General features: G+C 34.6%; 37 protein-coding genes. 2 read left to right on the top strand and 35 right to left on the bottom strand.

Translation table 11 applies throughout. The annotated features are described in order from the left end of the window. Window positions 1-46: 46 nt before the first annotated feature. From RM51_RS01160 to RM51_RS01130, 6 genes are all read right to left on the bottom strand, one after another. Window positions 47-1,117: a hypothetical protein gene (locus tag RM51_RS01160; protein ID WP_039364136.1), complete on the bottom strand. Its 1,071-nt coding sequence runs from the start codon at window positions 1,115-1,117 to the stop codon at window positions 47-49. Between the two features lie 2 nt (window positions 1,118-1,119). Then, window positions 1,120-1,497, bottom strand: a complete 378-nt coding sequence (locus RM51_RS01155; protein WP_039364133.1) for a hypothetical protein — start codon at window positions 1,495-1,497, stop codon at window positions 1,120-1,122. Between the two features lie 29 nt (window positions 1,498-1,526). Then, window positions 1,527-1,853 carry a hypothetical protein gene (locus RM51_RS01150; RefSeq protein ID WP_039364130.1) on the bottom strand — a complete coding sequence of 109 codons (327 nt, stop codon included), beginning with the start codon at window positions 1,851-1,853 and terminating at the stop codon, window positions 1,527-1,529. Between the two features lie 135 nt (window positions 1,854-1,988). Next, on the bottom strand, window positions 1,989-2,774 hold the full coding sequence (locus RM51_RS01145; RefSeq protein WP_039364127.1) for a sensor histidine kinase: 786 nt from the start codon (window positions 2,772-2,774) through the stop codon (window positions 1,989-1,991). Window positions 2,775-3,373: 599 nt separating this feature from the next. Next, the gene (locus RM51_RS01135; protein ID WP_039364121.1) at window positions 3,374-4,165 is read right to left on the bottom strand and encodes a hypothetical protein; all 792 of its coding nucleotides are present in this window, start codon (window positions 4,163-4,165) and stop codon (window positions 3,374-3,376) included. Between the two features lie 5 nt (window positions 4,166-4,170). Next, window positions 4,171-4,803 (bottom strand): response regulator transcription factor, encoded by a 633-nt coding sequence (locus RM51_RS01130; protein ID WP_039364118.1) that lies wholly within the window; start codon window positions 4,801-4,803, stop codon window positions 4,171-4,173. Window positions 4,804-4,985: 182 nt separating this feature from the next. Between RM51_RS01130 and RM51_RS01125 the strand changes: the two genes are divergently transcribed. Continuing rightward, window positions 4,986-5,405 (top strand): hypothetical protein, encoded by a 420-nt coding sequence (locus tag RM51_RS01125; RefSeq protein ID WP_039364115.1) that lies wholly within the window; start codon window positions 4,986-4,988, stop codon window positions 5,403-5,405. 57 nt (window positions 5,406-5,462) lie between these two features. Here RM51_RS01125 and rplQ read toward each other — a convergent pair whose 3' ends face one another. The 29 genes from rplQ to RM51_RS00985 form a co-directional block, all read right to left on the bottom strand. Then, window positions 5,463-5,975 carry a 50S ribosomal protein L17 gene (gene rplQ, locus RM51_RS01120; protein ID WP_039364112.1) on the bottom strand — a complete coding sequence of 171 codons (513 nt, stop codon included), beginning with the start codon at window positions 5,973-5,975 and terminating at the stop codon, window positions 5,463-5,465. Between the two features lie 6 nt (window positions 5,976-5,981). Beyond that, window positions 5,982-6,977 carry a DNA-directed RNA polymerase subunit alpha gene (locus RM51_RS01115; protein WP_039364108.1) on the bottom strand — a complete coding sequence of 332 codons (996 nt, stop codon included), beginning with the start codon at window positions 6,975-6,977 and terminating at the stop codon, window positions 5,982-5,984. Between the two features lie 33 nt (window positions 6,978-7,010). Then, window positions 7,011-7,619 carry a 30S ribosomal protein S4 gene (rpsD, locus tag RM51_RS01110; protein WP_039364105.1) on the bottom strand — a complete coding sequence of 203 codons (609 nt, stop codon included), beginning with the start codon at window positions 7,617-7,619 and terminating at the stop codon, window positions 7,011-7,013. Window positions 7,620-7,638: 19 nt separating this feature from the next. Then, entirely contained in the window at window positions 7,639-8,028 is a 390-nt protein-coding gene (gene rpsK, locus RM51_RS01105) for a 30S ribosomal protein S11 (protein WP_039364102.1), read from the bottom strand. A gap of 12 nt (window positions 8,029-8,040) precedes the next feature. Continuing rightward, entirely contained in the window at window positions 8,041-8,418 is a 378-nt protein-coding gene (gene rpsM, locus RM51_RS01100) for a 30S ribosomal protein S13 (RefSeq protein WP_007839478.1), read from the bottom strand. Window positions 8,419-8,427: 9 nt separating this feature from the next. After that, on the bottom strand, window positions 8,428-8,544 hold the full coding sequence (gene rpmJ / locus RM51_RS19255; protein WP_007839480.1) for a 50S ribosomal protein L36: 117 nt from the start codon (window positions 8,542-8,544) through the stop codon (window positions 8,428-8,430). Window positions 8,545-8,608: 64 nt separating this feature from the next. After that, window positions 8,609-8,824, bottom strand: coding sequence for a translation initiation factor IF-1 (gene infA, locus RM51_RS01095; RefSeq protein WP_034684855.1), 216 nt, complete (start codon window positions 8,822-8,824; stop codon window positions 8,609-8,611). A gap of 3 nt (window positions 8,825-8,827) precedes the next feature. Beyond that, the gene (secY, locus tag RM51_RS01090) at window positions 8,828-10,207 is read right to left on the bottom strand and encodes a preprotein translocase subunit SecY (protein WP_039364097.1); all 1,380 of its coding nucleotides are present in this window, start codon (window positions 10,205-10,207) and stop codon (window positions 8,828-8,830) included. 9 nt (window positions 10,208-10,216) lie between these two features. Beyond that, window positions 10,217-10,666, bottom strand: coding sequence for a 50S ribosomal protein L15 (gene rplO, locus RM51_RS01085; protein ID WP_039364094.1), 450 nt, complete (start codon window positions 10,664-10,666; stop codon window positions 10,217-10,219). 19 nt (window positions 10,667-10,685) lie between these two features. Further along, a complete protein-coding gene (rpmD, locus tag RM51_RS01080; RefSeq protein WP_029297759.1) occupies window positions 10,686-10,862 on the bottom strand; it encodes a 50S ribosomal protein L30 in 177 nt (58 codons plus the stop codon). A 10-nt stretch (window positions 10,863-10,872) separates the two neighbouring features. Continuing rightward, window positions 10,873-11,394 carry a 30S ribosomal protein S5 gene (gene rpsE / locus RM51_RS01075; protein WP_007839495.1) on the bottom strand — a complete coding sequence of 174 codons (522 nt, stop codon included), beginning with the start codon at window positions 11,392-11,394 and terminating at the stop codon, window positions 10,873-10,875. Window positions 11,395-11,412: 18 nt separating this feature from the next. Continuing rightward, complete coding sequence (rplR, locus tag RM51_RS01070) at window positions 11,413-11,766, bottom strand: 50S ribosomal protein L18 (RefSeq protein ID WP_039364090.1); 354 nt, start codon at window positions 11,764-11,766, stop codon at window positions 11,413-11,415. Window positions 11,767-11,781: 15 nt separating this feature from the next. Beyond that, the gene (rplF, locus tag RM51_RS01065) at window positions 11,782-12,327 is read right to left on the bottom strand and encodes a 50S ribosomal protein L6 (RefSeq protein ID WP_039364087.1); all 546 of its coding nucleotides are present in this window, start codon (window positions 12,325-12,327) and stop codon (window positions 11,782-11,784) included. A gap of 17 nt (window positions 12,328-12,344) precedes the next feature. Beyond that, on the bottom strand, window positions 12,345-12,743 hold the full coding sequence (gene rpsH, locus RM51_RS01060; RefSeq protein ID WP_039364085.1) for a 30S ribosomal protein S8: 399 nt from the start codon (window positions 12,741-12,743) through the stop codon (window positions 12,345-12,347). 147 nt (window positions 12,744-12,890) lie between these two features. Continuing rightward, the gene (gene rpsN, locus RM51_RS01055; RefSeq protein WP_029297771.1) at window positions 12,891-13,160 is read right to left on the bottom strand and encodes a 30S ribosomal protein S14; all 270 of its coding nucleotides are present in this window, start codon (window positions 13,158-13,160) and stop codon (window positions 12,891-12,893) included. A 3-nt stretch (window positions 13,161-13,163) separates the two neighbouring features. Further along, window positions 13,164-13,715: a 50S ribosomal protein L5 gene (gene rplE, locus RM51_RS01050; protein ID WP_039364081.1), complete on the bottom strand. Its 552-nt coding sequence runs from the start codon at window positions 13,713-13,715 to the stop codon at window positions 13,164-13,166. 13 nt (window positions 13,716-13,728) lie between these two features. Beyond that, entirely contained in the window at window positions 13,729-14,055 is a 327-nt protein-coding gene (gene rplX / locus RM51_RS01045; protein ID WP_039364078.1) for a 50S ribosomal protein L24, read from the bottom strand. A 20-nt stretch (window positions 14,056-14,075) separates the two neighbouring features. Beyond that, the gene (rplN, locus tag RM51_RS01040) at window positions 14,076-14,444 is read right to left on the bottom strand and encodes a 50S ribosomal protein L14 (protein ID WP_007839504.1); all 369 of its coding nucleotides are present in this window, start codon (window positions 14,442-14,444) and stop codon (window positions 14,076-14,078) included. A 2-nt stretch (window positions 14,445-14,446) separates the two neighbouring features. Continuing rightward, the gene (rpsQ, locus tag RM51_RS01035) at window positions 14,447-14,701 is read right to left on the bottom strand and encodes a 30S ribosomal protein S17 (protein ID WP_039364070.1); all 255 of its coding nucleotides are present in this window, start codon (window positions 14,699-14,701) and stop codon (window positions 14,447-14,449) included. Between the two features lie 12 nt (window positions 14,702-14,713). Further along, entirely contained in the window at window positions 14,714-14,899 is a 186-nt protein-coding gene (gene rpmC, locus RM51_RS01030; RefSeq protein ID WP_039364067.1) for a 50S ribosomal protein L29, read from the bottom strand. A gap of 12 nt (window positions 14,900-14,911) precedes the next feature. Continuing rightward, entirely contained in the window at window positions 14,912-15,337 is a 426-nt protein-coding gene (rplP, locus tag RM51_RS01025) for a 50S ribosomal protein L16 (protein ID WP_039364064.1), read from the bottom strand. Window positions 15,338-15,427: 90 nt separating this feature from the next. After that, complete coding sequence (gene rpsC, locus RM51_RS01020; RefSeq protein ID WP_039364061.1) at window positions 15,428-16,165, bottom strand: 30S ribosomal protein S3; 738 nt, start codon at window positions 16,163-16,165, stop codon at window positions 15,428-15,430. 8 nt (window positions 16,166-16,173) lie between these two features. Then, a complete protein-coding gene (gene rplV, locus RM51_RS01015) occupies window positions 16,174-16,572 on the bottom strand; it encodes a 50S ribosomal protein L22 (RefSeq protein WP_039364058.1) in 399 nt (132 codons plus the stop codon). A gap of 2 nt (window positions 16,573-16,574) precedes the next feature. After that, window positions 16,575-16,853, bottom strand: coding sequence for a 30S ribosomal protein S19 (gene rpsS / locus RM51_RS01010; RefSeq protein ID WP_034678015.1), 279 nt, complete (start codon window positions 16,851-16,853; stop codon window positions 16,575-16,577). Window positions 16,854-16,855: 2 nt separating this feature from the next. Continuing rightward, window positions 16,856-17,677, bottom strand: a complete 822-nt coding sequence (gene rplB / locus RM51_RS01005; protein WP_039364051.1) for a 50S ribosomal protein L2 — start codon at window positions 17,675-17,677, stop codon at window positions 16,856-16,858. A gap of 22 nt (window positions 17,678-17,699) precedes the next feature. Then, complete coding sequence (rplW, locus tag RM51_RS01000) at window positions 17,700-17,990, bottom strand: 50S ribosomal protein L23 (protein WP_039364049.1); 291 nt, start codon at window positions 17,988-17,990, stop codon at window positions 17,700-17,702. 3 nt (window positions 17,991-17,993) lie between these two features. Beyond that, complete coding sequence (gene rplD, locus RM51_RS00995; RefSeq protein WP_039364048.1) at window positions 17,994-18,623, bottom strand: 50S ribosomal protein L4; 630 nt, start codon at window positions 18,621-18,623, stop codon at window positions 17,994-17,996. Then, the gene (rplC, locus tag RM51_RS00990; protein ID WP_039364046.1) at window positions 18,614-19,237 is read right to left on the bottom strand and encodes a 50S ribosomal protein L3; all 624 of its coding nucleotides are present in this window, start codon (window positions 19,235-19,237) and stop codon (window positions 18,614-18,616) included. Before rplC ends, rplD begins: the two co-directional genes overlap by 10 nt. A gap of 251 nt (window positions 19,238-19,488) precedes the next feature. Further along, on the bottom strand, window positions 19,489-20,253 hold the full coding sequence (locus RM51_RS00985; protein ID WP_039364564.1) for a DeoR/GlpR family DNA-binding transcription regulator: 765 nt from the start codon (window positions 20,251-20,253) through the stop codon (window positions 19,489-19,491). Between the two features lie 115 nt (window positions 20,254-20,368). On the opposite strand from RM51_RS00985, the gene RM51_RS00980 reads away from it, so the two are divergent. After that, complete coding sequence (locus RM51_RS00980; RefSeq protein ID WP_039364044.1) at window positions 20,369-21,958, top strand: glycerol-3-phosphate dehydrogenase/oxidase; 1,590 nt, start codon at window positions 20,369-20,371, stop codon at window positions 21,956-21,958. The last annotated feature ends 1 nt before the right edge of the window (window position 21,959 follow it).

Below are 21,959 nucleotides of genomic sequence, written 5' to 3'. Positions count from 1 at the left end.
CCTTAAAATTTTATTAAAGGTGGTTGAAATAATATTTTATTCAAATTTATTCAGGCAGAGTATACCTAAATCTTAACTGAGAGACAAAATCTGATGTATTGTTATTGTAATTTTTTGTAAGCCCTGCATTTAAATCAATCCAAAATCCTTTATTTAAATTTGCTTCTGCACCAACGTTTAAAAGAAGGTTTGTTTTTTCACCCAGAAATTTATCATATTTTAACTGTTCTTCAAAAAAGAATTTAATTCTGTTACTTCCAAAATAATTTCTATTTGATAAACTGATAGAATGATAATCTTTATCCTGGATACTATTTAACTGATAATTCATACCCAATAATATTTGAGCGAATTTTTTAATTGGTATTGCATATGTGCCCCATACCGATAAATTCCGAAAGGAAACATTTGATAATAAAGAATCCGGTGACTGTCCTACAATTGCAGCTGCAAAATCAAGCTTTTGAGCATTCCAGTTATTATTTTTATATTGTTTTTTGAATTCTTCCAATCTATTTTCAAATTCTTCTTCCGTTTCATCAATATTAAGATTTACATAATCTTCCATTCTTTGAATATCATCTTTAGTAAGATTTGAGGAAACAAGTTTATTTTCAAACATAAATCTTTTCATTAATTCTGCACGTTTTTTTGCTCTTTCCTCAGCATTCACAAGAAATTCATTTAAAACTTTAGTATCTGTTCGTAAGTCTCCCTTGTTAATTACTGTTATTCTATATCCTAAAGATATGTTTCTAGTTTTTAAAGAATCTTTGAATGTTCCTAAAGAAAAACGCGATGTCTTAAATACATTATGTTTTCTGAAATCACTTAAGGTCATTTTTTCCGTATTCATTAGTAATATTGGACTTACTTCAACTCCGAAAGAATCGGGAATAACTAAATTTTTACCATTGAAGAACTCTGAAGAGACAAAAGAAAAATCCTGAGCTACTGAAGGTCTTAAAATATTACTCGGTTCTGTTCCTAATGCTTTAAATGCGGGATTATCCGGAAGCGCAAAGTTTAATTTATAATTTTTAACCAGACTATCAGATGGAATCTGAGCAAAAGCAAATATGGGAAACAACAGTACTAAAATTATTATTGTTTTCATTTTCAAATGAGTTTTACTAATGTTAAAAAATTTTTATGCTGCTTTTTAATTTTATCCGAAATCACTGCTTCATCAACAATATTTCCGTTCTGAATAATTTGTAGACGTATTGTGAATTTTTTTTCTTCGTCCTGATTATCATCAATTGAAACTACAGTTGTATTCAACATCAGAACTCTACCTAGGTTCATATCAGATGAATTTGGCAAAACTCGCATATCATCATAATCAAAAACGTTCGTCCCAGAATAGCTAAAAACAACATTGTTGCTATTTTTCTCAAAAACATCCAAATAATATCCTGCTCCAATTAAACCTGTAATTTTAATATTAACACTCACATTTCCATGTAATGGTTCTATTCTAATATCTTTTTTCATGATTATTATTTTTTATATTATTAGTTTATTTATTGTTTACTTGGTGAAGGCGCTAAAAGACCTGCTAAAGCACCTATTGCACCCGATGAAATGGCTGTAAAAATGGTAATCAACTGGGTATCAAAACGAAGGTTACTTAGAGTAATAAGGATCAAACCGGTTATAATACCTAAAACAGCTAATCCTAGTGCTATTACAATAATCCTGTATATCCAGTAATCTGTATCTTTTGGATTTGTAGTCACCAGATTTTCTGCAGCCTTAACAGGATTTTCTCTAAATTGTTCCTGAAGGGCCGGGTTGTTATTTAATGCCGTCTTGAAGTCATCAAACGTGTTTTCAATTGTAGTTTTCATGGTTACTAGTTTTTAATTTTCTACTTCAAAGTTCCGCTTATTAAGAAACCATGTCAATTACACGAAAGGGTGATTCTTATAACAAAAAAGCAGCATCATTTTTATGATGCTGCTTTTATTTAGAATGTAGTCTTCTTATAAATTTATCCTGAAAAACAAATGAGTTCCGTTTTCAGTTGTAACTTCACAATGTCCGTTTTGTTCCTGCATTCTCCGTTTCATATTTCGAAGTCCATTTCCTTCGGATTTTTCATGATTAATTCCAATTCCATTGTCTGAAATTTTCATGATAAATTCTTTGTCTTTCTGAATAAACGAAAGCTTTAGTTGAGTAGACAGGCTATGTTTATAGGCATTATTCAAAGCTTCTTTTAAGCATAAAAACAAGTTTCGTCTTTGTTCTGTAGAAATCATTGTTTCCGAAACTACATTTTCATTTTCTGTACTCAACTGAATTTTTGTTTTCTTAAGAAAATTATAGGCATACATTTTTGAATAATCAACGAAGCTTCCTAAGGTATCATTTCCTGAATTCAGACTCCATAGCATTTCCCTCATGGAAAGATTCATTTCTTCGGAGGTTTTTAACAGTTCATCGATATCACTTTTTAAATCTTCATCTTCAGCTCGTTGTTTTAAAAATTCTGCCTGAAGTTTTAGTGCTGAAATTCCGGCCCCAAGATCATCGTGCATATCATGAGAAATTCTTTCCCGTTCTTTCTCTATTGACTTTTGTTTTTCAAGTTCTTTTTGAAGAAGCTGGTTTTGATATTCGGATTCTTTGAGTTGTTTTTCTTTTAAGAAAAGGAGTTGTTTTCTATTGTACATGAGAATAACAAATACAATAAAAATGACAAAGCATATCATGATAACGATAGCTGTAAGGTATATAAATTTTATTTCAAAGGGTAATTCTTTCATTTTTCACACATTAAACCTTTAAAAAAAATCATATAAGAAACAATAGTAGCGATTTGGAATATGGTTTTCAGCATATTTGAAAATTCTAAATCCGACACGACAAAAAAGTACATTGGGAACATCCTGAAAATATAAAATATAGCCCAGAGTAATAAAGAACTACTTATCCAAAAAAATGCAAGTCTCAACATATTATTCTCTCTATTTTCATCTGATATTTTTCTGTAAAACCAAAACAAGGACACGAAAATCAAATAGATAGAATATAAAAAACCAGTTAATATGGAATAATGTGTTTGGGAAAAAAACATGAATACAATTCCTAAAACAATACATGAGATGGATGCTATTTTAATGATTTTATCTCTTTTTAGTTCTCGAAAAAAAATAAAGCCAAAATAGCCAATACAAAATAGATCTAAATAATTGTAAATTCTTGATGTAATAAAGGGAGCTTTACACAGTACAAGAAGCTCTATAATTATTGTTACAGCAAAGTAAAGCCAAAAATAGTGTTTCCATAATTTTTTAAAAACTATGGAAACAGCTAAACTCGTTAAGATAACTATATAATATAAAGTATCTAGCAAACTCATTTTTTAACAGTTTGATTCATTCGGAGGAGGACAAAGTCCGTTTCTGTCAAAAACGCCTGTATCCACTATTGGAGTTAACTGTGTTCCTTCACGTTTTTCCAATATCATAATAAATGTGAATCTGTTTCTGTATGATAAAGTAATATCTTCTGAAATAATATCTCTCATATGTATCGCTGGATAAAAGGAAATAACAATATCTGCTGCCGTATTTATTTCCTGCTGTCTTAACAATTCGTTATAAACAATGTTTCCTAAAACAAATCGTTTTGTATTACGAGCAGACCCATCATTTCGTTTTGCCTGAATATATTCATCTAAGATTGATTTTAAACCTTCATCATAAGCAGATTTATAGTTTAAAAACTCTTCTTCAGTAATTTCTATTTTTGATTCACGGTTACTAATGATAAAATAATTTCCATTAGCAATATCCTGAGACATGAAAAGTAAGCCTTGATTATCTTCTCCTAAAAATACATTTACACTTTCATTATTTTCAAAAAGATCACGCATTACATTACCCGTTATAAATAAATGCTTCTCGTAGTGATCGGAAACTGCCGAATAATATTCCCGATTCATTTGGAAACCATCTTCCCCAGCCATATTACCTGTTACGGGATCTCCCCAATTTCCTTTCTGTCCTCCATTTTTTTTGTAAACATCAAAGTCAGCTTCTTTATCGTTGACCTGTTCATACACTTTCATTTTTTTCCAATCAATTCTATTGGGATTATGGGTGCGATTCCCTTCGTTCATATCAACGACTGAGTTTAAATCATTTTTGTCCATGGTTCTTAGTTTTTAAAATGGTTAAATTTATTAATAGCCTCCACTTTATTATTGACGTGAAGTTTTCTGTAGATATTTCCCACGTGCTTTTTTACCGTGTCGATACTGATAAATGTTTTATCCGCGATTTCTTTGTAAAGAAGGCCTAGCGATAAAAGTTCAAGAATTTCTTTTTCGCGACTCGTGAGTTCATCAAAACCTTTTATTTCGGATGATTCTCTTTCAAAATGGTTCAATACTTTACGGGCAATAGCAAAACTCATGGGGGCACCTCCATTATAGACATCGCGAATGGAACTCAGTATTTTATCCATGCTTTCTCCTTTAATAAGATAACCGGTTGCTCCGGCTTTTAGAGAATTGAAAATTTTATCATCATCTTCAAAACTTGTACACATGATAAACTGTGTCTTTGGCATTTCCTTTCGCAATTTTTCAATGATTTCTATTCCGAGCATATCCTGCAATTGAATATCCATCATCACCACATCCGGAGAAATATCGGAAAGATTTTTCAAGGCATCATTTCCATCAAAAAACTGGGCAATAACTTTCATGTCATCCTGATAATCGATGACCTTCTTCAACGCATTGTTGTAGTTTTTTTCATCTTCTACTATTGCTATGGAAATACTCATATTTTGCAATTTTGTTTAGAACAAATTTCAACAGAAAACAAAACTGAAACAATTACACGTTTGGGTAATATTAAAGTTTTGAGTTTTCGGGTATTGGTTTAGTTTTTGTTTTTATTAAATTTAACAAAAAATCTCTTACCATAAGAAAACAATTAGGTATCTAAACATTAAAAATAAAAATTATGAAAAAAGGGTTAATCATGGCAATTCCGGCTATTGCACTATTAGTTGTAAATTGTAAAAAGAATGACGGTGGAAATAAAAATGTATTAAAAGCAGACGATTCAACTACTATATTGGCTGACAACGGAAAAGTTGATTCTACAATCAATTATAATACGGACATCAACGGAAAGAAAAGCCTAAAAACGGATTATGTGTATAAAGCGACTGATGGAACTTTGGTAAAGGTTGTCTTCAACTACAAAGAAAACACAGTCAGCATAAGAAGTAACAATAAAACTTTCATCCTAAATAAAGTTGAATCCAAAGGAAACGAGACAACTTATGAGAAAATGGATATGAAAGCCACTGTAAAGAAAGATAGTCTTATTTTGGATCAGGGCAATAATATTATTGAGCTGGCAAAAACCAAAATCTAAAGCATAAAAAAACCGTTCAGAAATCTGAACGGTTTTTTATTTCTATCTGAATGAATATTATTCTTCAGTTTTTTCCTCTGTAGAATCAGCTTCAGCAGCTTTTTCTTCTACTACAGGAGCTTCAGTAACTACAGCTTCTTTCTTAGTAGCTGTTGTAGATCTTCTGCTTCTTCTTGTAGTCTTCTTCTCTTCAGCATTAGGGTTGTAAAGCTCATTGAAGTCTACTAATTCGATAAGAGCAGTATCAGCAGCATCACCTGGTCTGAATCCTGTTTTGATGATTCTTGTATAACCACCATTTCTCTCAGCGATCTTAGGAGCTACAGTTCTGAATAATTCAGTAACTGCTTCTTTATTTTGAAGATATGAAAAAACAATTCTTCTGTTGTGTGTAGTATCTTCTTTTGCTTTTGTTAATAGAGGTTCAACATATACTCTTAAAGCTTTCGCTTTAGCTACAGTAGTGTTGATTCTTTTATGCTCAATTAGAGAACAAGCCATATTAGAAAGTAAAGCACTTCTGTGAGAAGCTGTTCTTCCTAAGTGATTGAATTTTTTACCGTGTCTCATTATTAATTATTTATCAGCGTCTAACTTATATTTTGCAACGTCGAAACCGAAGTTAAGACCTTTTGAATGCACTAATTCTTCTAGTTCTGTCAAAGATTTTTTACCAAAATTTCTGAATTTCATCAAATCAGACTTACTGTAAGAAACTAATTCTCCAAGAGTTTCTACTTCAGCTGCTTTCAGACAGTTAAGGGCTCTTACAGAAAGATCCATATCTGCTAATTTAGACTTAAGTAGTTGTCTTGTATGAAGAGTTTCCTCATCATATTGGATAGATGCTTTTACTGCTTCAGTCTCCAAAGTGATTCTCTCATCAGAGAACAACATGAAGTGATAAATTAATATCTTAGAAGCTTCTGTCAAAGCATTCTGAGGACTGATAGATCCGTCAGTTTCTATATCTAATACAAGTTTTTCGTAGTCTGTTTTTTGCTCTACACGATAATTTTCAATGCTATATTGTACTTTCTTAATTGGCGTAAAAATAGAATCAATAGCAATAGTACCTACAGGTGCATTGTTTGATTTATTTTGTTCTGAAGGAACATATCCTCTACCTTTTTCAATATTGAAAGTAATTTCGAAAGTAACATCAGAATTTAGGTTGCAGATTAATAGATCCGGGTTTAACACCTCAAATCCGCTGATCGCTTTTCCTAAATCTCCGGCAGTGATCACTGTTTGCCCCGAAACTTTAGCAACTACCTGCTCATTAGCCTGGTTTTCTGCTGTAGCTTTTAATCTTACCTGCTTAAGGTTAAGAATAATTTCGGTAACATCTTCGATTACTCCTGGAATAGTTGAAAATTCGTGCTCTACACCTTCTATTTTGATAGATGAAATAGCATATCCTTCCAGAGAAGAAAGCAACACTCTTCTCAAAGCATTACCTATTGTAAGCCCGAAACCTGGTTCTAAAGGTCTGAATTCGAATTGACCTTTAAATTCATCAGAGTTAAGTAAAATTACTTTATCGGGTTTTATGAATTGTAAAATTGCCATATTATTGGGTTGAGCAAAAATTTGATTAAAAAATTATTTAGAGTAAAGTTCGACGATAAGGTTCTCCTTGATGTCTTCCGGAATTTGGATTCTTTCAGGAGCAGAAATGAAGGTACCTTCTTTCTTCTCATCGTTGAATTGTAACCACTCATAATTTGATTTAGAAGCTAATGCGTTTGTAACAACATCAAGAGACTTAGACTTTTCTCTTACAGCGATTACATCACCAGCTTTTACCAAATATGAAGGGATATTAAGAATTTCTCCATTCACTGTGATGTGTCTGTGAGAAGTTAACTGTCTAGCAGCAGATCTAGTTTTAGCAAAACCTAATCTGTATACTACGTTATCCAATCTTGATTCGCAAAGTTGCAATAGAACTTCACCTGTTACACCTTTACTTCTGTGTGCTTTATCAAATAGGTTAGCAAACTGTCTTTCTAAAATACCGTAAGTATATTTAGCTTTTTGTTTTTCAGCTAACTGAACTGCATATTCTGATTTTTTAGCACCTCTTCTTTTGTTAGGACCGTGTTGTCCTGGCGGTTGGTTCTTTCTTTTTTCGAAGTTTTTATCATCTCCGTAGATTGCAGCACCAAACTTTCTAGCAATCTTAGTTTTAGGTCCAATATATCTTGCCATAATGGGTAAATTCTAAAAATTAAACTCTTCTTCTTTTTGGTGGTCTACATCCGTTGTGTGGCATTGGAGTCACATCAACGATTTCGCTAACTTCAATTCCTGAATTGTGAATAGTTCTGATAGCAGATTCTCTACCTGCACCTGGACCTTTCACAAACACCTTTACTCTTCTTAAACCAGCTTCGTGAGCTACAGCAGAGCAATTTTCAGCTGCCATTTGAGCAGCAAATGGAGTATTCTTTTTAGAACCTCTGAATCCCATTTTACCGGCAGAAGCCCAAGAGATAACCTCTCCGTTTTTATTTGTTAAAGAAATGATGATGTTATTGAAAGAAGCTTGAATATGCGCTTCACCAATAGCTTCAACTTTTACTTTTCTTTTTTTAACTACTTTAGTTTGTTTTGCCATAATTCCTAACGATTATTTACTAGCTTTTTTCTTGTTAGCAACAGTTTTTCTCTTTCCTTTACGGGTTCTAGAGTTGTTTTTCGTTCTCTGGCCTCTTAAAGGTAATCCAAGTCTGTGACGTATTCCTCGTTGGCATCCTATGTCCATCAATCTCTTGATGTTCAATTGCACTTCAGATCTAAGTTCTCCTTCTACTTTTACGTTTTCTGAGATATAAGTTCTGATTGCAGCCAATTCATCGTCATTCCATTCGTTGACTTTCTTGTCTTCGCTGATACCGGCAGCTTTAAGGATTTCAGAAGAAGTACTTCTTCCAACTCCGTAGATGTAAGTTAAACCGATAACGCCTCTTTTGTTTTTTGGTAAATCAATACCTGAAATTCTCGCCATAATTTAATTTTAGCCTTGTCTTTGTTTAAATTTTGGGTTTTTCTTGTTGATTACAAATAGTACACCTTTTCTGCGTACGATTTTGCAATCAGCGCTTCTTTTTTTAATTGATGCTCTTACTTTCATTTTGATAGTATTTATTTTTTAACAATAGCCAAATGGAACATACGCTCCATTTGGCAGATTGTTTTTAATATCTAAATGTGATTCTCCCTTTTGTTAAATCATAGGGAGACATTTCTAATTTCACCTTATCACCAGGCAAAAGTTTAATATAATGCATTCGCATTTTACCAGAAATATGAGCAATAAGTATATGCCCATTCTCTAGTTCTACACGGAACTGAGCGTTCGAAAGTGCTTCCGTTATAACGCCGTCTTGTTCAATATGTTTTTGTTTTGCCATAAATTAATATCCAGTCGTTCTTGATAATTTAGACTGCATTAAGCCATCATAATGATGGTTCAGCAGATATGTATTAATCTGTTGAACGGTATCCAAAATTACTCCCACCATAATCAATAGTGATGTTCCCCCGAAAAATAGGGCGAACGCATCTGTCTGAACAAAGGTTCCATGCACAATTGCCGGAAGGATTGCAAAGATAGACAAAAATATTGCACCAGGCAAGGTAATTTTTGATAAAATATCATCTAAATAATCAGCGGTCTCTTTTCCGGGTCTTACTTTCGGTACTAAACCTCCATTTCTCTTCAAATCATCAGCCATTTGGTTTACCGGAATTGTAATCGCAGTATAGAAGAACGAGAAGATAATAATTAATAGCGCGAACAATACGTTGTACTGCCAGCTAAAAACATTCTTGAAACCTGCAAGAAAAGTGTTAGACTCATCTACTTTCGTTAATAAACCAGGTACGAACATCAATGCCTGAGCAAAGATAATCGGCATTACACCGGCTGCATTAACTTTCAATGGAATCCACTGTCTTGCTCCTTGCATAAGATTTCTGTTTACACCTCCTCTTGCTTGAGCTCTGCTTACATACTGAATTGGAATTTTTCTAACAGCAACAGATAGTACTACTGCCAATAGAACAACTAACATCCAGAAAATTACTTCAATAAGGATCATGATAGATCCCATTCCTCCTTTTCCGTTCTGCACTGCCATTTCCTGTACGAATGCTTCTGGTAATCTTGAAAGGATTCCCACCATAATAAGGATAGAAATACCGTTTCCGATACCTTTGTCGGTGATTTTCTCACCCAACCACATTGCGAATACTGAACCACCTACCAAGATTACAATACTTGGTAACCAGAACATAATAGAATTTGGCTCTACATAATATGCAGACGAGAACTGAGCATAAGGTAAAAACAATTGAGTAATAGAAGTTAAATAAGATGGCGCCTGTACAAGACAAACCCCGATCGTTAACCATCTAGTAATTTGATTCAATGTATTTCTACCTGACTCTCCATCTTTCTGAAGTTTCTGAAGATAAGGAATAGCCATCCCCATCAACTGAACAATAATAGAAGCAGAAATATAAGGCATGATTCCTAACGCCATTACGGAAGCGTGGCTGAAAGCTCCCCCCGTAAACGACGAAAGCAAGCCAAGGAGACCTGCTCCTTGCTTGTTACCGCCTTGATTTTTATAATGCTCTAAGAGATCTCCTACTTCTGCAAGGTTAATTGCAGGTAAAGAGATATAAGATGCGAATCTATACACAAGGATAATACCTAAAGTAAAGATAATTTTATCTCTAAGTTCCTTTAAGCTCCAAATATTTTTTAATGTTTGTATAAATTCTTTCATTAGTTACTATTATAAGGTAATTGCTTTTCCACCTGCTTTAGCAATAAGCTCTTCAGCAGATTTAGTGAATTTGTCAGCAGAGATTGAAACCGCAGATTTCAACTCTCCTCTACCCATAATTTTCACTAATTCGTTTTTAGTAATTAATCCGTTCTCAATCATTACTTCTCTTGTAATATCTCCAGTGATAGATTTATTCTCGATTAAAGTTTGGATTGTATCAAGGTTAATTCCTCTAAACTCTTTTCTGTTTACATTTTTGAATCCGAATTTCGGTAATCTTCTTTGTAAAGGCATCTGACCTCCTTCAAAACCGATTTTCTGAGAATAACCAGCTCTTGCTTTCTGTCCTTTGTGACCTTTAGTAGCAGTACCTCCTTTTCCAGTACCTTGACCTCTACCAATTCTTTTTGAATTGAAAGTAGATCCTGCAGCTGGTTTTATGTTGTTTAAATTCATTTTAAAATTATTTTAAAAATTATTTTTGAACTTCAAGTAAGTGACTAACTGCAGCTATCATTCCTAAGATAGAAGGAGTAGCTTCGTGTTCTACAACTTGGTGAAGTTTCTTTAATCCTAATGCTTCAAGCGTTCTCTTTTGGGTTTTTGTTCTTCCAATAGCGCTTCTTACTTGCTTTACTTTAATTGTTGCCATTGTCTTATTATTAACCGTTAAACACTTTAGTTAGAGAAACTCCTCTCATTCTAGCGATCTCTTCAGGTCTTCTGATGTCTAATAACGCTTTGAAAGTAGCTTTCACTACGTTGTGAGGGTTAGAAGATCCTTTAGATTTTGAAAGGATATCGTGAATACCAGCAGATTCAAGTACCGCTCTTACCGCACCTCCGGCGATAAGCCCTGTACCGTGAGAAGCAGGTCTTAAGAAGATATCTGCACCACCGTATCTAGCAGTAGTTTGGTGAGGGATTGTGTGGTTCATTACAGGAACTTTCACAAGGTTTTTCTTAGCGTCTTCAACTGCTTTAGCAATTGCAGAAGCAACCTCTTTAGATTTTCCTAATCCGTAACCGATAACTCCTTCTTCGTTACCTACAACTACGATAGCAGAGAATCCGAAAGCTCTACCTCCTTTAGTTACTTTTGTTACTCTGTTAACAGCTACGAGACGATCTTTAAGTTCTAATCCTCCCGGTTTTACTCTTTCTATATTATCTAGTCCTAACATATTTCCGAAATTTAATGATTAGAATTTAAGTCCACCTTCTCTCGCACCATCAGCTAGAGCTTTAATTCTCCCGTGATATACGAATCCGTTTCTATCAAATACAATATTTTCAATTCCTGCAGCGATAGCTTTAGCAGCAATAGCTTTACCTACAGCAGCAGAAACTTCAGATTTTGTTCCGTTAGCATCAACTCCTTTCTCTCTAGAAGAAGCAGAAGCTAAAGTTTTTCCACTGTTATCGTCGATTAACTGAGCGTAAATTTCCTTATTACTTTTGTATACAGATAATCTTGGCAATTCAGAAGATCCAGAGATTTTCCCTCTTACTCTTCTTTTTATTCTTATTCTTTTTTCTAATTTACTTAATGCCATAATACTTATAATTTATTAAGCAGATTTACCAGCTTTACGTCTAACAATTTCCCCTACGAATTTCACACCTTTTCCTTTGTATGGTTCAGGTTTTCTGAAAGAACGAATCTTTGCAGCTACCATCCCTAGAAGTTGGTTGTCGTGAGACGTTAAAGTAATAATTGGGTTTTTACCTTTTTCAGTCAATGTATCAACTTTCACTTCGTTTGGAAGTTCTAGTACGATACCGTGAGAGAATCCTAAAGCTAACTCAAGTTTTTGACCTGCGTGAGAAGCTCTGTATCCTACCCCTACTAATTCTAATTTCTTTTCGAAACCTGTATTTACACCAACAATCATGTTGTTGATTAGCGCTCTGTATAAACCGTGAAGCGCTTTGTGTTGTTTAGTATCAGATGGTCTGTTAACGTTAAGTTCGCCATCTTTCTGTTCTATAGTAATTCCTGCTGTAAGCTCCTGAGAAAGTTCTCCTTTAGGACCTTTTACAGTTACCACACCGTTATTTTCAGTGATTGTAACTCCTGCTGGAATTGTTATAATTGCTTTACCAATTCTTGACATTTTCCTTTGATTAAAAATTAATAAACATAGCAGATTACTTCACCACCTACTTTTTCTTCTCTAGCTTTCTTGTCAGTCATTACTCCTTTAGAAGTAGAGATGATAGAAATACCCAAACCGTTTAGTACTCTTGGAAGCTCAGCTGAACCTTTGTACTGTCTCAAACCTGGTCTAGAAGCTCTTTGGATAGACTTAATAGCTGGTTTGTTAGTTTGCTTATCGTACTTCAAAGCGATTTTGATCGTTCCTTGAACAGCGCTATCTTCAAACTTGTAGTTTAAGATATACCCTTGATCAAATAAGATCTTAGTAATCTCCTTTTTGATTTTTGATGCAGGAATTTCCACCACTTTGTGGCCTGCGCTTTGTGCGTTCCTTACTCTAGTTAGGAAATCTGAAATTGGATCTGTTACCATTTTTCTTTATAAATTATTGGTTAAAGAACAATCAGTTTTGCAAAGACTTGAAGAGTAAAATATCAGACTTCAGAAATCTTCGGTCTGATATTTTTTATCTTTAGTATCTGAACAACTTAATTGTTCCGATTTTTTAATTAGTAATTATTACCAACTAGCTTTTTTAACTCCCGGGATAAGACCGTTGTTTGCCATTTCTCTGAAAGTTACTCTGGAAATACCGAACGTTCTCATGTATCCTCTTGGTCTACCTGTTAGTTTACATCTGTTGTGTAATCTTACAGGAGAAGCATTTTTAGGCAATTTTTGAAGTCCTTCGTAATCACCAGCTTCTTTAAGAGCTTGTCTTTTAGCAGCGTATTTAGCAACTAGTGCTTCTCTTTTGCGCTCACGCGCTTTCATTGATTCTTTAGCCATTTCTTAGTTCTTTTTAAATGGTAAACCGAAGTGAGTTAATAATGCTTTTGCTTCTTTATCTGTTTTCGCAGTAGTAACGAAAGTGATGTCCATCCCTTGGATTTTTTTCACTTTGTCGATTACGATCTCAGGGAAGATGATTTGCTCAGTGATACCTAAGTTATAGTTACCTCTACCATCAAATCCGTCAGCTTTAATACCAGAGAAATCTCTAATACGTGGCAATGCAGAAGAAGTTAATCTATCTAAGAACTCATACATTTTGTTTGCTCTAAGAGTAACTTTAGCACCTACAGGCATACCTTTTCTCAATTTGAAAGCAGCTTCGTCTTTCTTAGAGATAGTACCTACAGCCTTCTGACCAGTGATGTTTGTTAATTCTTCAACAGCATAATCGATGATCTTTTTATCAGCAGTAGCGTCTCCTAAACCTTGAGATAAAATGATTTTCTCAAGTTTCGGTACTTGCATTACTGATTTGTATCCGAATTCTTCCATCATTGCTGGAACAATCGTTTCTTTATATGCTTTTTTGGGTCTTGCTATATATTCCATGTGTTATTTAAAATTATAAAGTTTCACCCGTTTTTTTGTTGATTCTTACTTTTTTATCTCCTTCGATTTTGTAACCGATTTTGATAGCTTTTCCGTCTTTTCCAACTAAAGCTACGTTTGAGATATGAATAGAAGCTTCTCTTTCAACGATTCCTCCTTGAGGATTTGAAGCTGAAGGCTTAACGTGCTTTTTGATGATGTTAAGTCCTGCAACAACTACTCTAGGGTCTCTTCCTTCTTTTTTGATCACTTCAATAACTTCACCAGTACTACCTTTAAGACCTTTCTTACCTGTAGTTACGATTACGTTATCTCCTCTTTTTATTTTTAACTTTGACATTTTTTTTAAAATTTTAAATATTAAAGTACTTCAGGAGCTAATGAAATGATTTTCATATATTCTTTGTCTCTCAACTCACGAGCAACTGGTCCGAAAACACGAGTTCCTCTCATTTCTCCCGCTGCGTTTAGTAATACACAAGCATTGTCTTCGAATTTGATGTATGAACCATCTTTTCTTCTCACTGCTTTTTTAGTTCTTACTACTACAGCTTTAGATACCTGACCTTTTTTAGCGTTTCCTGATGGTGTAGAATCTTTGATAGTAACAACGATTTTATCACCAACTGAAGCATATCTTCTTCTGGTTCCTCCCAGAACTCTGATAACCAATACTTCTTTAGCACCTGTGTTATCAGCAACTTTTAATCTTGATTCTGTTTGTAACATTATTACTTAGCTTTTTCAATGATTCTTACTAATCTCCATCTTTTGTTCTTGCTCAAAGGTCTAGTTTCAGAAATTAAAACTGTATCTCCTTCGTTACATTCGTTGTTCTCGTCGTGTGCAGTATATTTTTTCGTTTTCAATACGAATTTACCGTACATCGGGTGCTTGATTCTCATCGTTTCACTAACAACAATAGTCTTTTCCATTTTATTGCTGGAAACCACTCCGATTCTTTCTTTTCTTAAATTTCTATCCATTGTAAAATGAAATTATTGTTTGTTAGTTAACTCTGTGTTTAATCTTGCGATTGTCTTTCTCAAATCTCTGATTTGAATCGGGTTTTCAATTGGGCTGATTTTGTGAGCCAATTTCAATTTTTGGTATTGAGCTTTAGCTTCAGTCAACTGAGTTTGAATATCTCCCGCGCTTAAATTTTTAATATCAGCTTTTTTCATTGTATTCAAAGATTATAGAGGTTTAACAAAATCGTTAGCAACTACGAATTTAGTAACTACTGGTAATTTCTGTGCCGCAAGTCTAAGAGCTTCTTTCGCTACTTCGTAAGGAACTCCTCCGATTTCGAACATGATTTTACCTGGTTTTACTACAGCTACCCAATATTCCACAGCACCTTTACCTTTACCCATACGTACTTCCGCTGGTTTTTTAGTAATTGGCTTATCTGGGAAGATTTTGATCCATAGCTGACCTTCTCTCTTCATATATCTTGTTGCAGCGATACGAGCTGCTTCAATTTGTCTTGCAGTGATCCAAGCACCTTCTGTTGCTTTGATTCCGAAAGTTCCATAAGCAAGTTGATTACCTCTTTGAGCAATCCCCTTCATCTTCATCTTATGAACTCTACGGAATTTGGTTCTTTTTGGTTGTAACATAATTTTCTAAATTTTAGATTTTAGATTTTAGATTTTAGATTTTAAAAAAGTAACGGCAATTTAAAATTCAAAATTTTCGATCTAAAATTTTTAATTATTATTGTTTCTTCTTGGTTTTCTGTTATCTCTATCGCCTCTCTCTCTGTTTCCTCCTCCTGATGGCCCTTTCTTCTGTTGTCCCACTAGTGGAGAAAGTTCTCTTTTACCGTAAACTTCTCCTTTCATGATCCAAACTTTAACTCCTAACTTACCGTATTGAGTTAACGCTTCACCGATATGATAATCGATATCCGCTCTGAAAGTAGACAATGGAATTCTTCCTTCTTTGAAAGATTCGCTTCTTGCCATTTCAGCACCATTCAATCTTCCTGAGATTTGAACTTTGATACCTTCTGCACCCATTCTCATTGTACCTGCCATTGCCATTTTAACAGCTCTTCTGTAAGAGATTCTGTTTTCAATTTGCTTAGCAATGCTATCAGCTACTAGTACTGCATCAAGTTCAGGTCTTTTGATTTCGAAAATATTGATTTGAATATCCTTACCAGTAAGTTTTTTCAACTCTTCTTTCAATTTATCAACTTCCTGACCTCCTTTACCGATGATAAGTCCCGGTCTAGCAGTAGTGATTGTAACTGTTACTAATTTAAGTGTTCTCTCAATATAAATTTTTGAAATACCACCTTTAGATAATCTAGCTTCAAGGTATCTTCTGATTTTGTAGTCTTCAGCGATTCTGTCTCCATAATCGTTTCCACCAAACCAGTTAGAATCCCATCCTCTGATGATACCTAATCTGTTACCAATTGGATTTGTCTTCTGTCCCATACCTTGATTTAGTTTTCTTTATTACCTAAGATTAATGTAACGTGGTTAGATCTTTTTCTGATTCTGTACCCTCTACCTTGTGGAGCTGGTCTCAGTCTCTTCAATTGTCTTGCACTATCCACGAATATTTCTTTAACGATAAGGTTTGCTTCCTCGATGTCTGCACCTTCGTTTTTAGTCTGCCAGTTTGCCATAGCAGAAAGAAGTAATTTCTCTAACTTGTTAGATGCTTCTTTTTTAGAATATTTTAGGATGTAAAGAGCTTTATCTACCTGCTCTCCTCTAATGATATCAGCAACTAATCTCATTTTTCTTGGAGAAGATGGGCAGTTGTTTAATGAAGCTTTAACAACGTCCTTGTTAGCTTCTTTTCTTGCGATTGCGCTATCTTGTTTTCTTGATCCCATGATTATCTGCTTCCTTTGTTTTTGTTACCACCATGACCTCTGAAAGATCTTGTTGGAGAAAATTCGCCTAACTTGTGACCAACCATGTTTTCTGTAACGTAAACAGGGATAAAAGATTTCCCGTTGTGTACAGCAATAGTTTGCCCTACGAAGTCTGGAGAGATCATCGATGCTCTAGACCAAGTTTTGATAACTGTTTTCTTGTTAGCTTCTATATTTGCCTGAACCTTCTTATCTAAAGTATGATGAATGAACGGTCCTTTCTTAAGTGATCTTGCCATAATTATTTTCTTTTAGATACGATGTAACGGTTAGACACTTTGTTTTTCTTTCTAGTTTTGTAACCTTTAGATGGTTTACCGTTTCTAGATCTTGGGTGACCTCCAGAAGAACGTCCTTCACCACCTCCCATTGGGTGATCTACAGGGTTCATTACTACCGCTCTAGTTCTTGGTCTTCTACCTAACCATCTGCTTCTACCAGCCTTACCTGATACAGTTAATTGGTGATCAGAGTTAGAAACTGAACCAATCATTGCATAACATTCAGTAAGGATCATTCTAGATTCTCCTGAAGGCAATTTGATGATTGCATATTTTCCGTCTCTTGAAGTAAGTTGAGCTGAAGAACCAGCACTTCTTGCTAAAATTGCACCTTGACCAGGCTTCATTTCAACACAAGAAATTACAGTACCTAATGGAATGTTTTTCAACTTCATTGCGTTACCAACATTTGGTTCAACGCTTTCACCTGAAACTACTTTTTGATCAACTTTGATACCGTTTGGAGCGATGATATATCTCTTCTCTCCGTCTGCGTATTCTAGTAAAGCGATAAATGCAGTTCTGTTTGGATCATACTCTACAGATTTTACAGTTGCTTCAACGTTTGCTTTGTTTCTTTTGAAGTCAATAATTCTGTATTTCTTTTTGTGTCCACCTCCGGTGTAACGCATGGTCATTTTACCTGTTTGGTTACGTCCACCTGACTTTTTAATACCAACTGTTAGAGATTTCTCTGGTTTGTTGGTAGTAATTTCCTCAAAATTGTTAACAATTCTGAATCTCTGTCCCGGGGTGATAGGTTTTAATTTTCTAACAGACATTACTATTATTTATAATTAATAATTAATTTACAGCAAAAATATCGATAACCTCACCTTCAGCAAGTTTGATTACCGCTTTTTTCAATTTGTTTGTCTTTCCTACTTGAAGACCTTTTTTAGTGTATTTCGAAGAAACCTTCGGAGCATAAATCATTGTGTTAACGTCTGCTACTTTTACACCGTAAGCTGCTTCAACAGCCTTTTTGATCTCGATTTTATTCGCCTTAGTGTTTACTAAGAAAGAATAAGAACCTCTCAAATCTGTAAGGTAATTAGCCTTTTCTGAGATAACTGGTTTAATAATAACTGACATGATTTATTTCTTTAAATTTTCTTGGAATTTCTCGATAGCACCTTCTAAGAATACGATCTCACCTGCATTGATTAGGTCATAAGAGCTAATTTCGTTGTAAGTAAGAACTTTAGTCTTAGGTAAGTTTCTTGAAGATAAATAAACATTTTTGTTTGCTTCATCTAAGATGTAAAGAGATTTTTTACCTTCGAATCCTAAAGCGTTATTGATGTTGATAAACTCTTTAGTTTTAGGAGTTTCGAAATTGAAAGCCTCTAATACTTTAATGCTGTTGTCTCTCAATTTTTGAGATAAAACAGATTTTTTAGCTAATCTCTTAAGAGCTTTGTTCAATTTGAATCTGTAGTCTCTTGGTTTTGGTCCGAATACTCTACCTCCACCTCTGAAAGTTGGAGATTTGATATCACCATATCTAGCAGAACCAGATCCTTTTTGCTTCTTAAGTTTTTTAGTAGAAGCAGTAATTTCGCTTCTTTCTTTTGCTTTATGAGTCCCTTGTCTTTGTGCAGCAAGGTACTGTTTAACTTCTAAGTAAACCGCGTGCTGATTTGGCTCAATTCCGAATACTGTTTCGTCTAGAGTTACTTTTCTTCCGGTCTCTTTTCCTGATGTATTTAATACTACTAGTTCCATTTTCTGATAATTACATAAGAATTTTTAGCTCCCGGAACAGCACCTTTTACTACTAAAAGATTTTGTTCTTGATCCACTTTTAATACTTGAAGGTTTTGAACAGTTACCTGCTTACCTCCCATTCTTCCAGCCATTCTCATCCCTTTGAATACTCTTGAAGGGTCTGAACCAGCACCGATAGAACCTGGAGCTCTAAGTCTGTTGTGCTGACCATGAGTTGCCTGCATTACACCTCCAAATCCGTGTCTTTTAACAACACCTTGGAAACCTTTACCTTTAGAAGTACCAGTTACATCTACATATTCACCTTCGATGAATAGATCAACTTTCACTTCCTCTCCTACTTTTGCTTCAGCGAATCCATCGTGGAATTCTACTAATTTAGCTTTAGGAGTAGAACCAGCCTTTTTGAAATGACCAGCTAACGCTTTACCAACGTTCTTCTCACTCTTGTCATCGAAACCTAATTGAACAGCTGAATAACCGTCAACTTCTAAGGTTCTGACCTGTAAAATCGCACATGGACCTGCTTGAATAACTGTACAAGGAATGTTTTTTCCTTCTTCGTTAAACAAAGACGTCATACCGATTTTTTTACCAATAATACCTGACATTGTTTATGTTATAATAAAATTTATCCTTTATTTATCACCATTTTTCGGAGGTCTGAAGTAATTTCTACTTTTGATATAGGCATACTACGCCCCTAAAATGAGTGTGCAAATGTATGAATAATTTTCAAACCTACAAATATTTAATGCAAAATATTTTGATTTTTAATCAATTAGGTAATTTTAGGAAAAATGAGACTAAATTTTAGTGGAAATATTTTTGAATTACGGAAAATTTAAAAATAAGTTGATTTTTATTTAACAATTACACTTACTCCAATTTCTTCAAGGTTATTTTTATCTTCTTCTAAAATGTCATTATCCGTAATGAGATAATCGATTTTATCCAGATCGGCAATTTTCCCGAAGCCTTTTTTATTTAATTTGGAAGAGTCTGCAAGAATGACAACCTTATCAGAACACTCGATCATCAATTGATTCAAATGAGCTTCTGCAGCATTGGAGGTACTAATCCCGAAATCCATATCGATTCCGTCAACCCCAAGAAATAATTTATTACACGAAAACTGCTTCAGAATACCTTCAGAAATAGACCCCACAATTGAAGTCGAGCTTTTTCTTACTTCCCCTCCCAGTTGTATAATATTAATGTTAGGATTATTGCAAAGTTCAATTGCAACACGCAAAGAAGAGGTCAAAACCGTTAGCGGACCAAAATTCACCAGCATCCTTGCTAAATAATGCATTGTTGTTCCGGAAGCCAGAATAATACAATCATTTTCCTGAATTAAAGACAAAGCCCCTTTCGCAATATTCTGTTTCGCTTCTACATTAATACTTTCTTTTTCATCAACGTTTTTTTCATAAGCATATCTTACGTGCTTACTTGCTCCCCCATGATTTCGGAAAAGCAGTCCTAAACTTTCGAGATAGTTTAAGTCCTTTCGAATCGTAACCGACGAAACATTAAACTTTTCACACAAATCCTGCACAAGAACATGATCATTATGATCCAGTTCCTTCAATATATCATTATGTCTCGGCAGTAATTTTTCCATTTTGTTTCGTTTCATCAAAAATACCATTTTTATTTTGATTCGAAAAATTTCATTTATTTTCTTTTTGGTTTCGATTTTAATTTATACATTTGGAAACGAAACATAACGAAATATTATGAAACGAAACGAAGAACTCAGCAAATTAACAACCGTCAAAGAATGGGATTTCATTATAATAGGTGGTGGAGCGAGTGGTTTAGGTTCGGCATTAGATGCTACAAGCAGAGGATTTAAAACGTTACTGTTGGAATCGCATGACTTTGCGAAAGCAACTTCCAGCAGAAGTACCAAATTGGTACACGGAGGAGTACGATATTTAGCACAAGGAGATATCGGTTTGGTAAAAGAAGCATTAAAAGAGAGAGGTTTACTGGCAAAAAACGCAGCACATGTTGTTAAAAACCAATCTTTTATTATCCCAAATTATACTTGGTGGGGAGGAATTTATTATAAAATAGGACTTTCTGTTTATGATTTCCTTGCCGGAAAGCTAAGTTTGGGAAGAACAAAATACATCAGCAAATCGAAAACCGCTGAAAAACTTCCTACTATCGAACAAAAAGGTTTGGCAAGCGGAGTGGTCTATCAGGACGGACAGTTTGATGATGCACGACTGGCCATCAATTTAGCACAGACAATTACCGAAAAAGGAGGAACTGTAGTTAATTACATTAAAGTGATTAATTTAATTAAAAATGATTCCAATATCATCACAGGAGTTGTTGCAGAAGACCAGTTCACAAAAGAGCAGTTCGAAATCAAAACAAAAGTGGTTATCAACGCTACCGGAGTTTTCACGAATGACATATTAAATATGAATAATCCGAAACATGGAAAATTCGTAGTTCCAAGTCAGGGAATTCATTTGGTTTTGGATAAATCTTTCTTAAAAAGTGACGACGCGATCATGATTCCGAAAACGTCAGACGGAAGAGTTTTATTTGTCGTTCCGTGGCATGACAGAGCTTTGGTAGGCACAACCGATACTTTGTTGGAAAGCGAAAGTTTCGAGCCGAGAGCTTTGGAAGATGAAATTAAATTCGTTTTAAATACAGCAAGACAATATTTAGCTAAAAAACCAACGCGCGAAGATGTAAAATCTGTTTTCGCAGGACTTCGACCTCTTGCTGCTCCAAAAGACGGAAGCAAAAGCACAAAAGAAGTTTCAAGAAGTCATAAAGTGGTAACCTCCGACACCGGATTGGTTTCCATTATCGGAGGAAAGTGGACAACTTATCGTAAGATGGCAGAAGACACCATTGATAAAGCAATGAAAGTTCACAACTTAGGAACTACGACTTCCAAGACAGAACATCTTTCGATTCATGGAAATGTGAAACCAGAAACAGTTGACAGAACCAATCATTTATATGTTTACGGAGCAGATATTCCGGAGATTAAAAAACTACAGCAAAACAATCCTGAATTTTCAGAAAAGATACACCCTGATCATCCATTCACAGTCGCGGAAGCAATTTGGGCTATCCGAAGCGAAATGGCGCAAACCATTGAAGATGTTTTAGCACGAAGAGTCCGACTTTTATTTTTAGATGCAAGAGCAGCAATCGACAGTGCGCATAAGATTGCTCTCATCATCGCAAAAGAAAACGGACATTCTGAAGAATGGGCACGTGAACAGGAAAATGAGTTTATCGAATTGGCGAGAGGATACTTATTGACTCCTTACTCTCCAAGATCCATTTAAT

Source organism: Chryseobacterium taiwanense (assembly GCF_000813825.1).
In the GTDB taxonomy this organism is placed as follows: Bacteria; Bacteroidota; Bacteroidia; order Flavobacteriales; family Weeksellaceae; genus Chryseobacterium; species Chryseobacterium taiwanense.
Note: the sequence above shows the minus strand (reverse complement) of the source record. Positions and strands in the feature narration are given on the sequence as shown.

What these genes read in the sequence shown, in the direction of transcription:
- RM51_RS01160 (WP_039364136.1), bottom strand. Translation starts at nt 1,117, where the DNA reads ATGAAAACAATAATAATTTTAGTACTGTTGTTTCCCATATTTGCTTTT.
- RM51_RS01155 (WP_039364133.1), bottom strand. Translation starts at nt 1,497, where the DNA reads ATGAAAAAAGATATTAGAATAGAACCATTACATGGAAATGTGAGTGTT.
- RM51_RS01150 (WP_039364130.1), bottom strand. Translation starts at nt 1,853, where the DNA reads ATGAAAACTACAATTGAAAACACGTTTGATGACTTCAAGACGGCATTA.
- RM51_RS01145 (WP_039364127.1), bottom strand. Translation starts at nt 2,774, where the DNA reads ATGAAAGAATTACCCTTTGAAATAAAATTTATATACCTTACAGCTATC.
- RM51_RS01135 (WP_039364121.1), bottom strand. Translation starts at nt 4,165, where the DNA reads ATGGACAAAAATGATTTAAACTCAGTCGTTGATATGAACGAAGGGAAT.
- RM51_RS01130 (WP_039364118.1), bottom strand. Translation starts at nt 4,803, where the DNA reads ATGAGTATTTCCATAGCAATAGTAGAAGATGAAAAAAACTACAACAAT.
- RM51_RS01125 (WP_039364115.1), top strand. Translation starts at nt 4,986, where the DNA reads ATGAAAAAAGGGTTAATCATGGCAATTCCGGCTATTGCACTATTAGTT.
- rplQ (WP_039364112.1), bottom strand. Translation starts at nt 5,975, where the DNA reads ATGAGACACGGTAAAAAATTCAATCACTTAGGAAGAACAGCTTCTCAC.
- RM51_RS01115 (WP_039364108.1), bottom strand. Translation starts at nt 6,977, where the DNA reads ATGGCAATTTTACAATTCATAAAACCCGATAAAGTAATTTTACTTAAC.
- rpsD (WP_039364105.1), bottom strand. Translation starts at nt 7,619, where the DNA reads ATGGCAAGATATATTGGACCTAAAACTAAGATTGCTAGAAAGTTTGGT.
- rpsK (WP_039364102.1), bottom strand. Translation starts at nt 8,028, where the DNA reads ATGGCAAAACAAACTAAAGTAGTTAAAAAAAGAAAAGTAAAAGTTGAA.
- rpsM (WP_007839478.1), bottom strand. Translation starts at nt 8,418, where the DNA reads ATGGCGAGAATTTCAGGTATTGATTTACCAAAAAACAAAAGAGGCGTT.
- rpmJ (WP_007839480.1), bottom strand. Translation starts at nt 8,544, where the DNA reads ATGAAAGTAAGAGCATCAATTAAAAAAAGAAGCGCTGATTGCAAAATC.
- infA (WP_034684855.1), bottom strand. Translation starts at nt 8,824, where the DNA reads ATGGCAAAACAAAAACATATTGAACAAGACGGCGTTATAACGGAAGCA.
- secY (WP_039364097.1), bottom strand. Translation starts at nt 10,207, where the DNA reads ATGAAAGAATTTATACAAACATTAAAAAATATTTGGAGCTTAAAGGAA.
- rplO (WP_039364094.1), bottom strand. Translation starts at nt 10,666, where the DNA reads ATGAATTTAAACAACATAAAACCAGCTGCAGGATCTACTTTCAATTCA.
- rpmD (WP_029297759.1), bottom strand. Translation starts at nt 10,862, where the DNA reads ATGGCAACAATTAAAGTAAAGCAAGTAAGAAGCGCTATTGGAAGAACA.
- rpsE (WP_007839495.1), bottom strand. Translation starts at nt 11,394, where the DNA reads ATGTTAGGACTAGATAATATAGAAAGAGTAAAACCGGGAGGATTAGAA.
- rplR (WP_039364090.1), bottom strand. Translation starts at nt 11,766, where the DNA reads ATGGCATTAAGTAAATTAGAAAAAAGAATAAGAATAAAAAGAAGAGTA.
- rplF (WP_039364087.1), bottom strand. Translation starts at nt 12,327, where the DNA reads ATGTCAAGAATTGGTAAAGCAATTATAACAATTCCAGCAGGAGTTACA.
- rpsH (WP_039364085.1), bottom strand. Translation starts at nt 12,743, where the DNA reads ATGGTAACAGATCCAATTTCAGATTTCCTAACTAGAGTAAGGAACGCA.
- rpsN (WP_029297771.1), bottom strand. Translation starts at nt 13,160, where the DNA reads ATGGCTAAAGAATCAATGAAAGCGCGTGAGCGCAAAAGAGAAGCACTA.
- rplE (WP_039364081.1), bottom strand. Translation starts at nt 13,715, where the DNA reads ATGGAATATATAGCAAGACCCAAAAAAGCATATAAAGAAACGATTGTT.
- rplX (WP_039364078.1), bottom strand. Translation starts at nt 14,055, where the DNA reads ATGTCAAAGTTAAAAATAAAAAGAGGAGATAACGTAATCGTAACTACA.
- rplN (WP_007839504.1), bottom strand. Translation starts at nt 14,444, where the DNA reads ATGTTACAAACAGAATCAAGATTAAAAGTTGCTGATAACACAGGTGCT.
- rpsQ (WP_039364070.1), bottom strand. Translation starts at nt 14,701, where the DNA reads ATGGATAGAAATTTAAGAAAAGAAAGAATCGGAGTGGTTTCCAGCAAT.
- rpmC (WP_039364067.1), bottom strand. Translation starts at nt 14,899, where the DNA reads ATGAAAAAAGCTGATATTAAAAATTTAAGCGCGGGAGATATTCAAACT.
- rplP (WP_039364064.1), bottom strand. Translation starts at nt 15,337, where the DNA reads ATGTTACAACCAAAAAGAACCAAATTCCGTAGAGTTCATAAGATGAAG.
- rpsC (WP_039364061.1), bottom strand. Translation starts at nt 16,165, where the DNA reads ATGGGACAGAAGACAAATCCAATTGGTAACAGATTAGGTATCATCAGA.
- rplV (WP_039364058.1), bottom strand. Translation starts at nt 16,572, where the DNA reads ATGGGATCAAGAAAACAAGATAGCGCAATCGCAAGAAAAGAAGCTAAC.
- rpsS (WP_034678015.1), bottom strand. Translation starts at nt 16,853, where the DNA reads ATGGCAAGATCACTTAAGAAAGGACCGTTCATTCATCATACTTTAGAT.
- rplB (WP_039364051.1), bottom strand. Translation starts at nt 17,677, where the DNA reads ATGTCTGTTAGAAAATTAAAACCTATCACCCCGGGACAGAGATTCAGA.
- rplW (WP_039364049.1), bottom strand. Translation starts at nt 17,990, where the DNA reads ATGTCAGTTATTATTAAACCAGTTATCTCAGAAAAGGCTAATTACCTT.
- rplD (WP_039364048.1), bottom strand. Translation starts at nt 18,623, where the DNA reads ATGGAACTAGTAGTATTAAATACATCAGGAAAAGAGACCGGAAGAAAA.
- rplC (WP_039364046.1), bottom strand. Translation starts at nt 19,237, where the DNA reads ATGTCAGGTATTATTGGTAAAAAAATCGGTATGACGTCTTTGTTTAAC.
- RM51_RS00985 (WP_039364564.1), bottom strand. Translation starts at nt 20,253, where the DNA reads ATGGAAAAATTACTGCCGAGACATAATGATATATTGAAGGAACTGGAT.
- RM51_RS00980 (WP_039364044.1), top strand. Translation starts at nt 20,369, where the DNA reads ATGAAACGAAACGAAGAACTCAGCAAATTAACAACCGTCAAAGAATGG.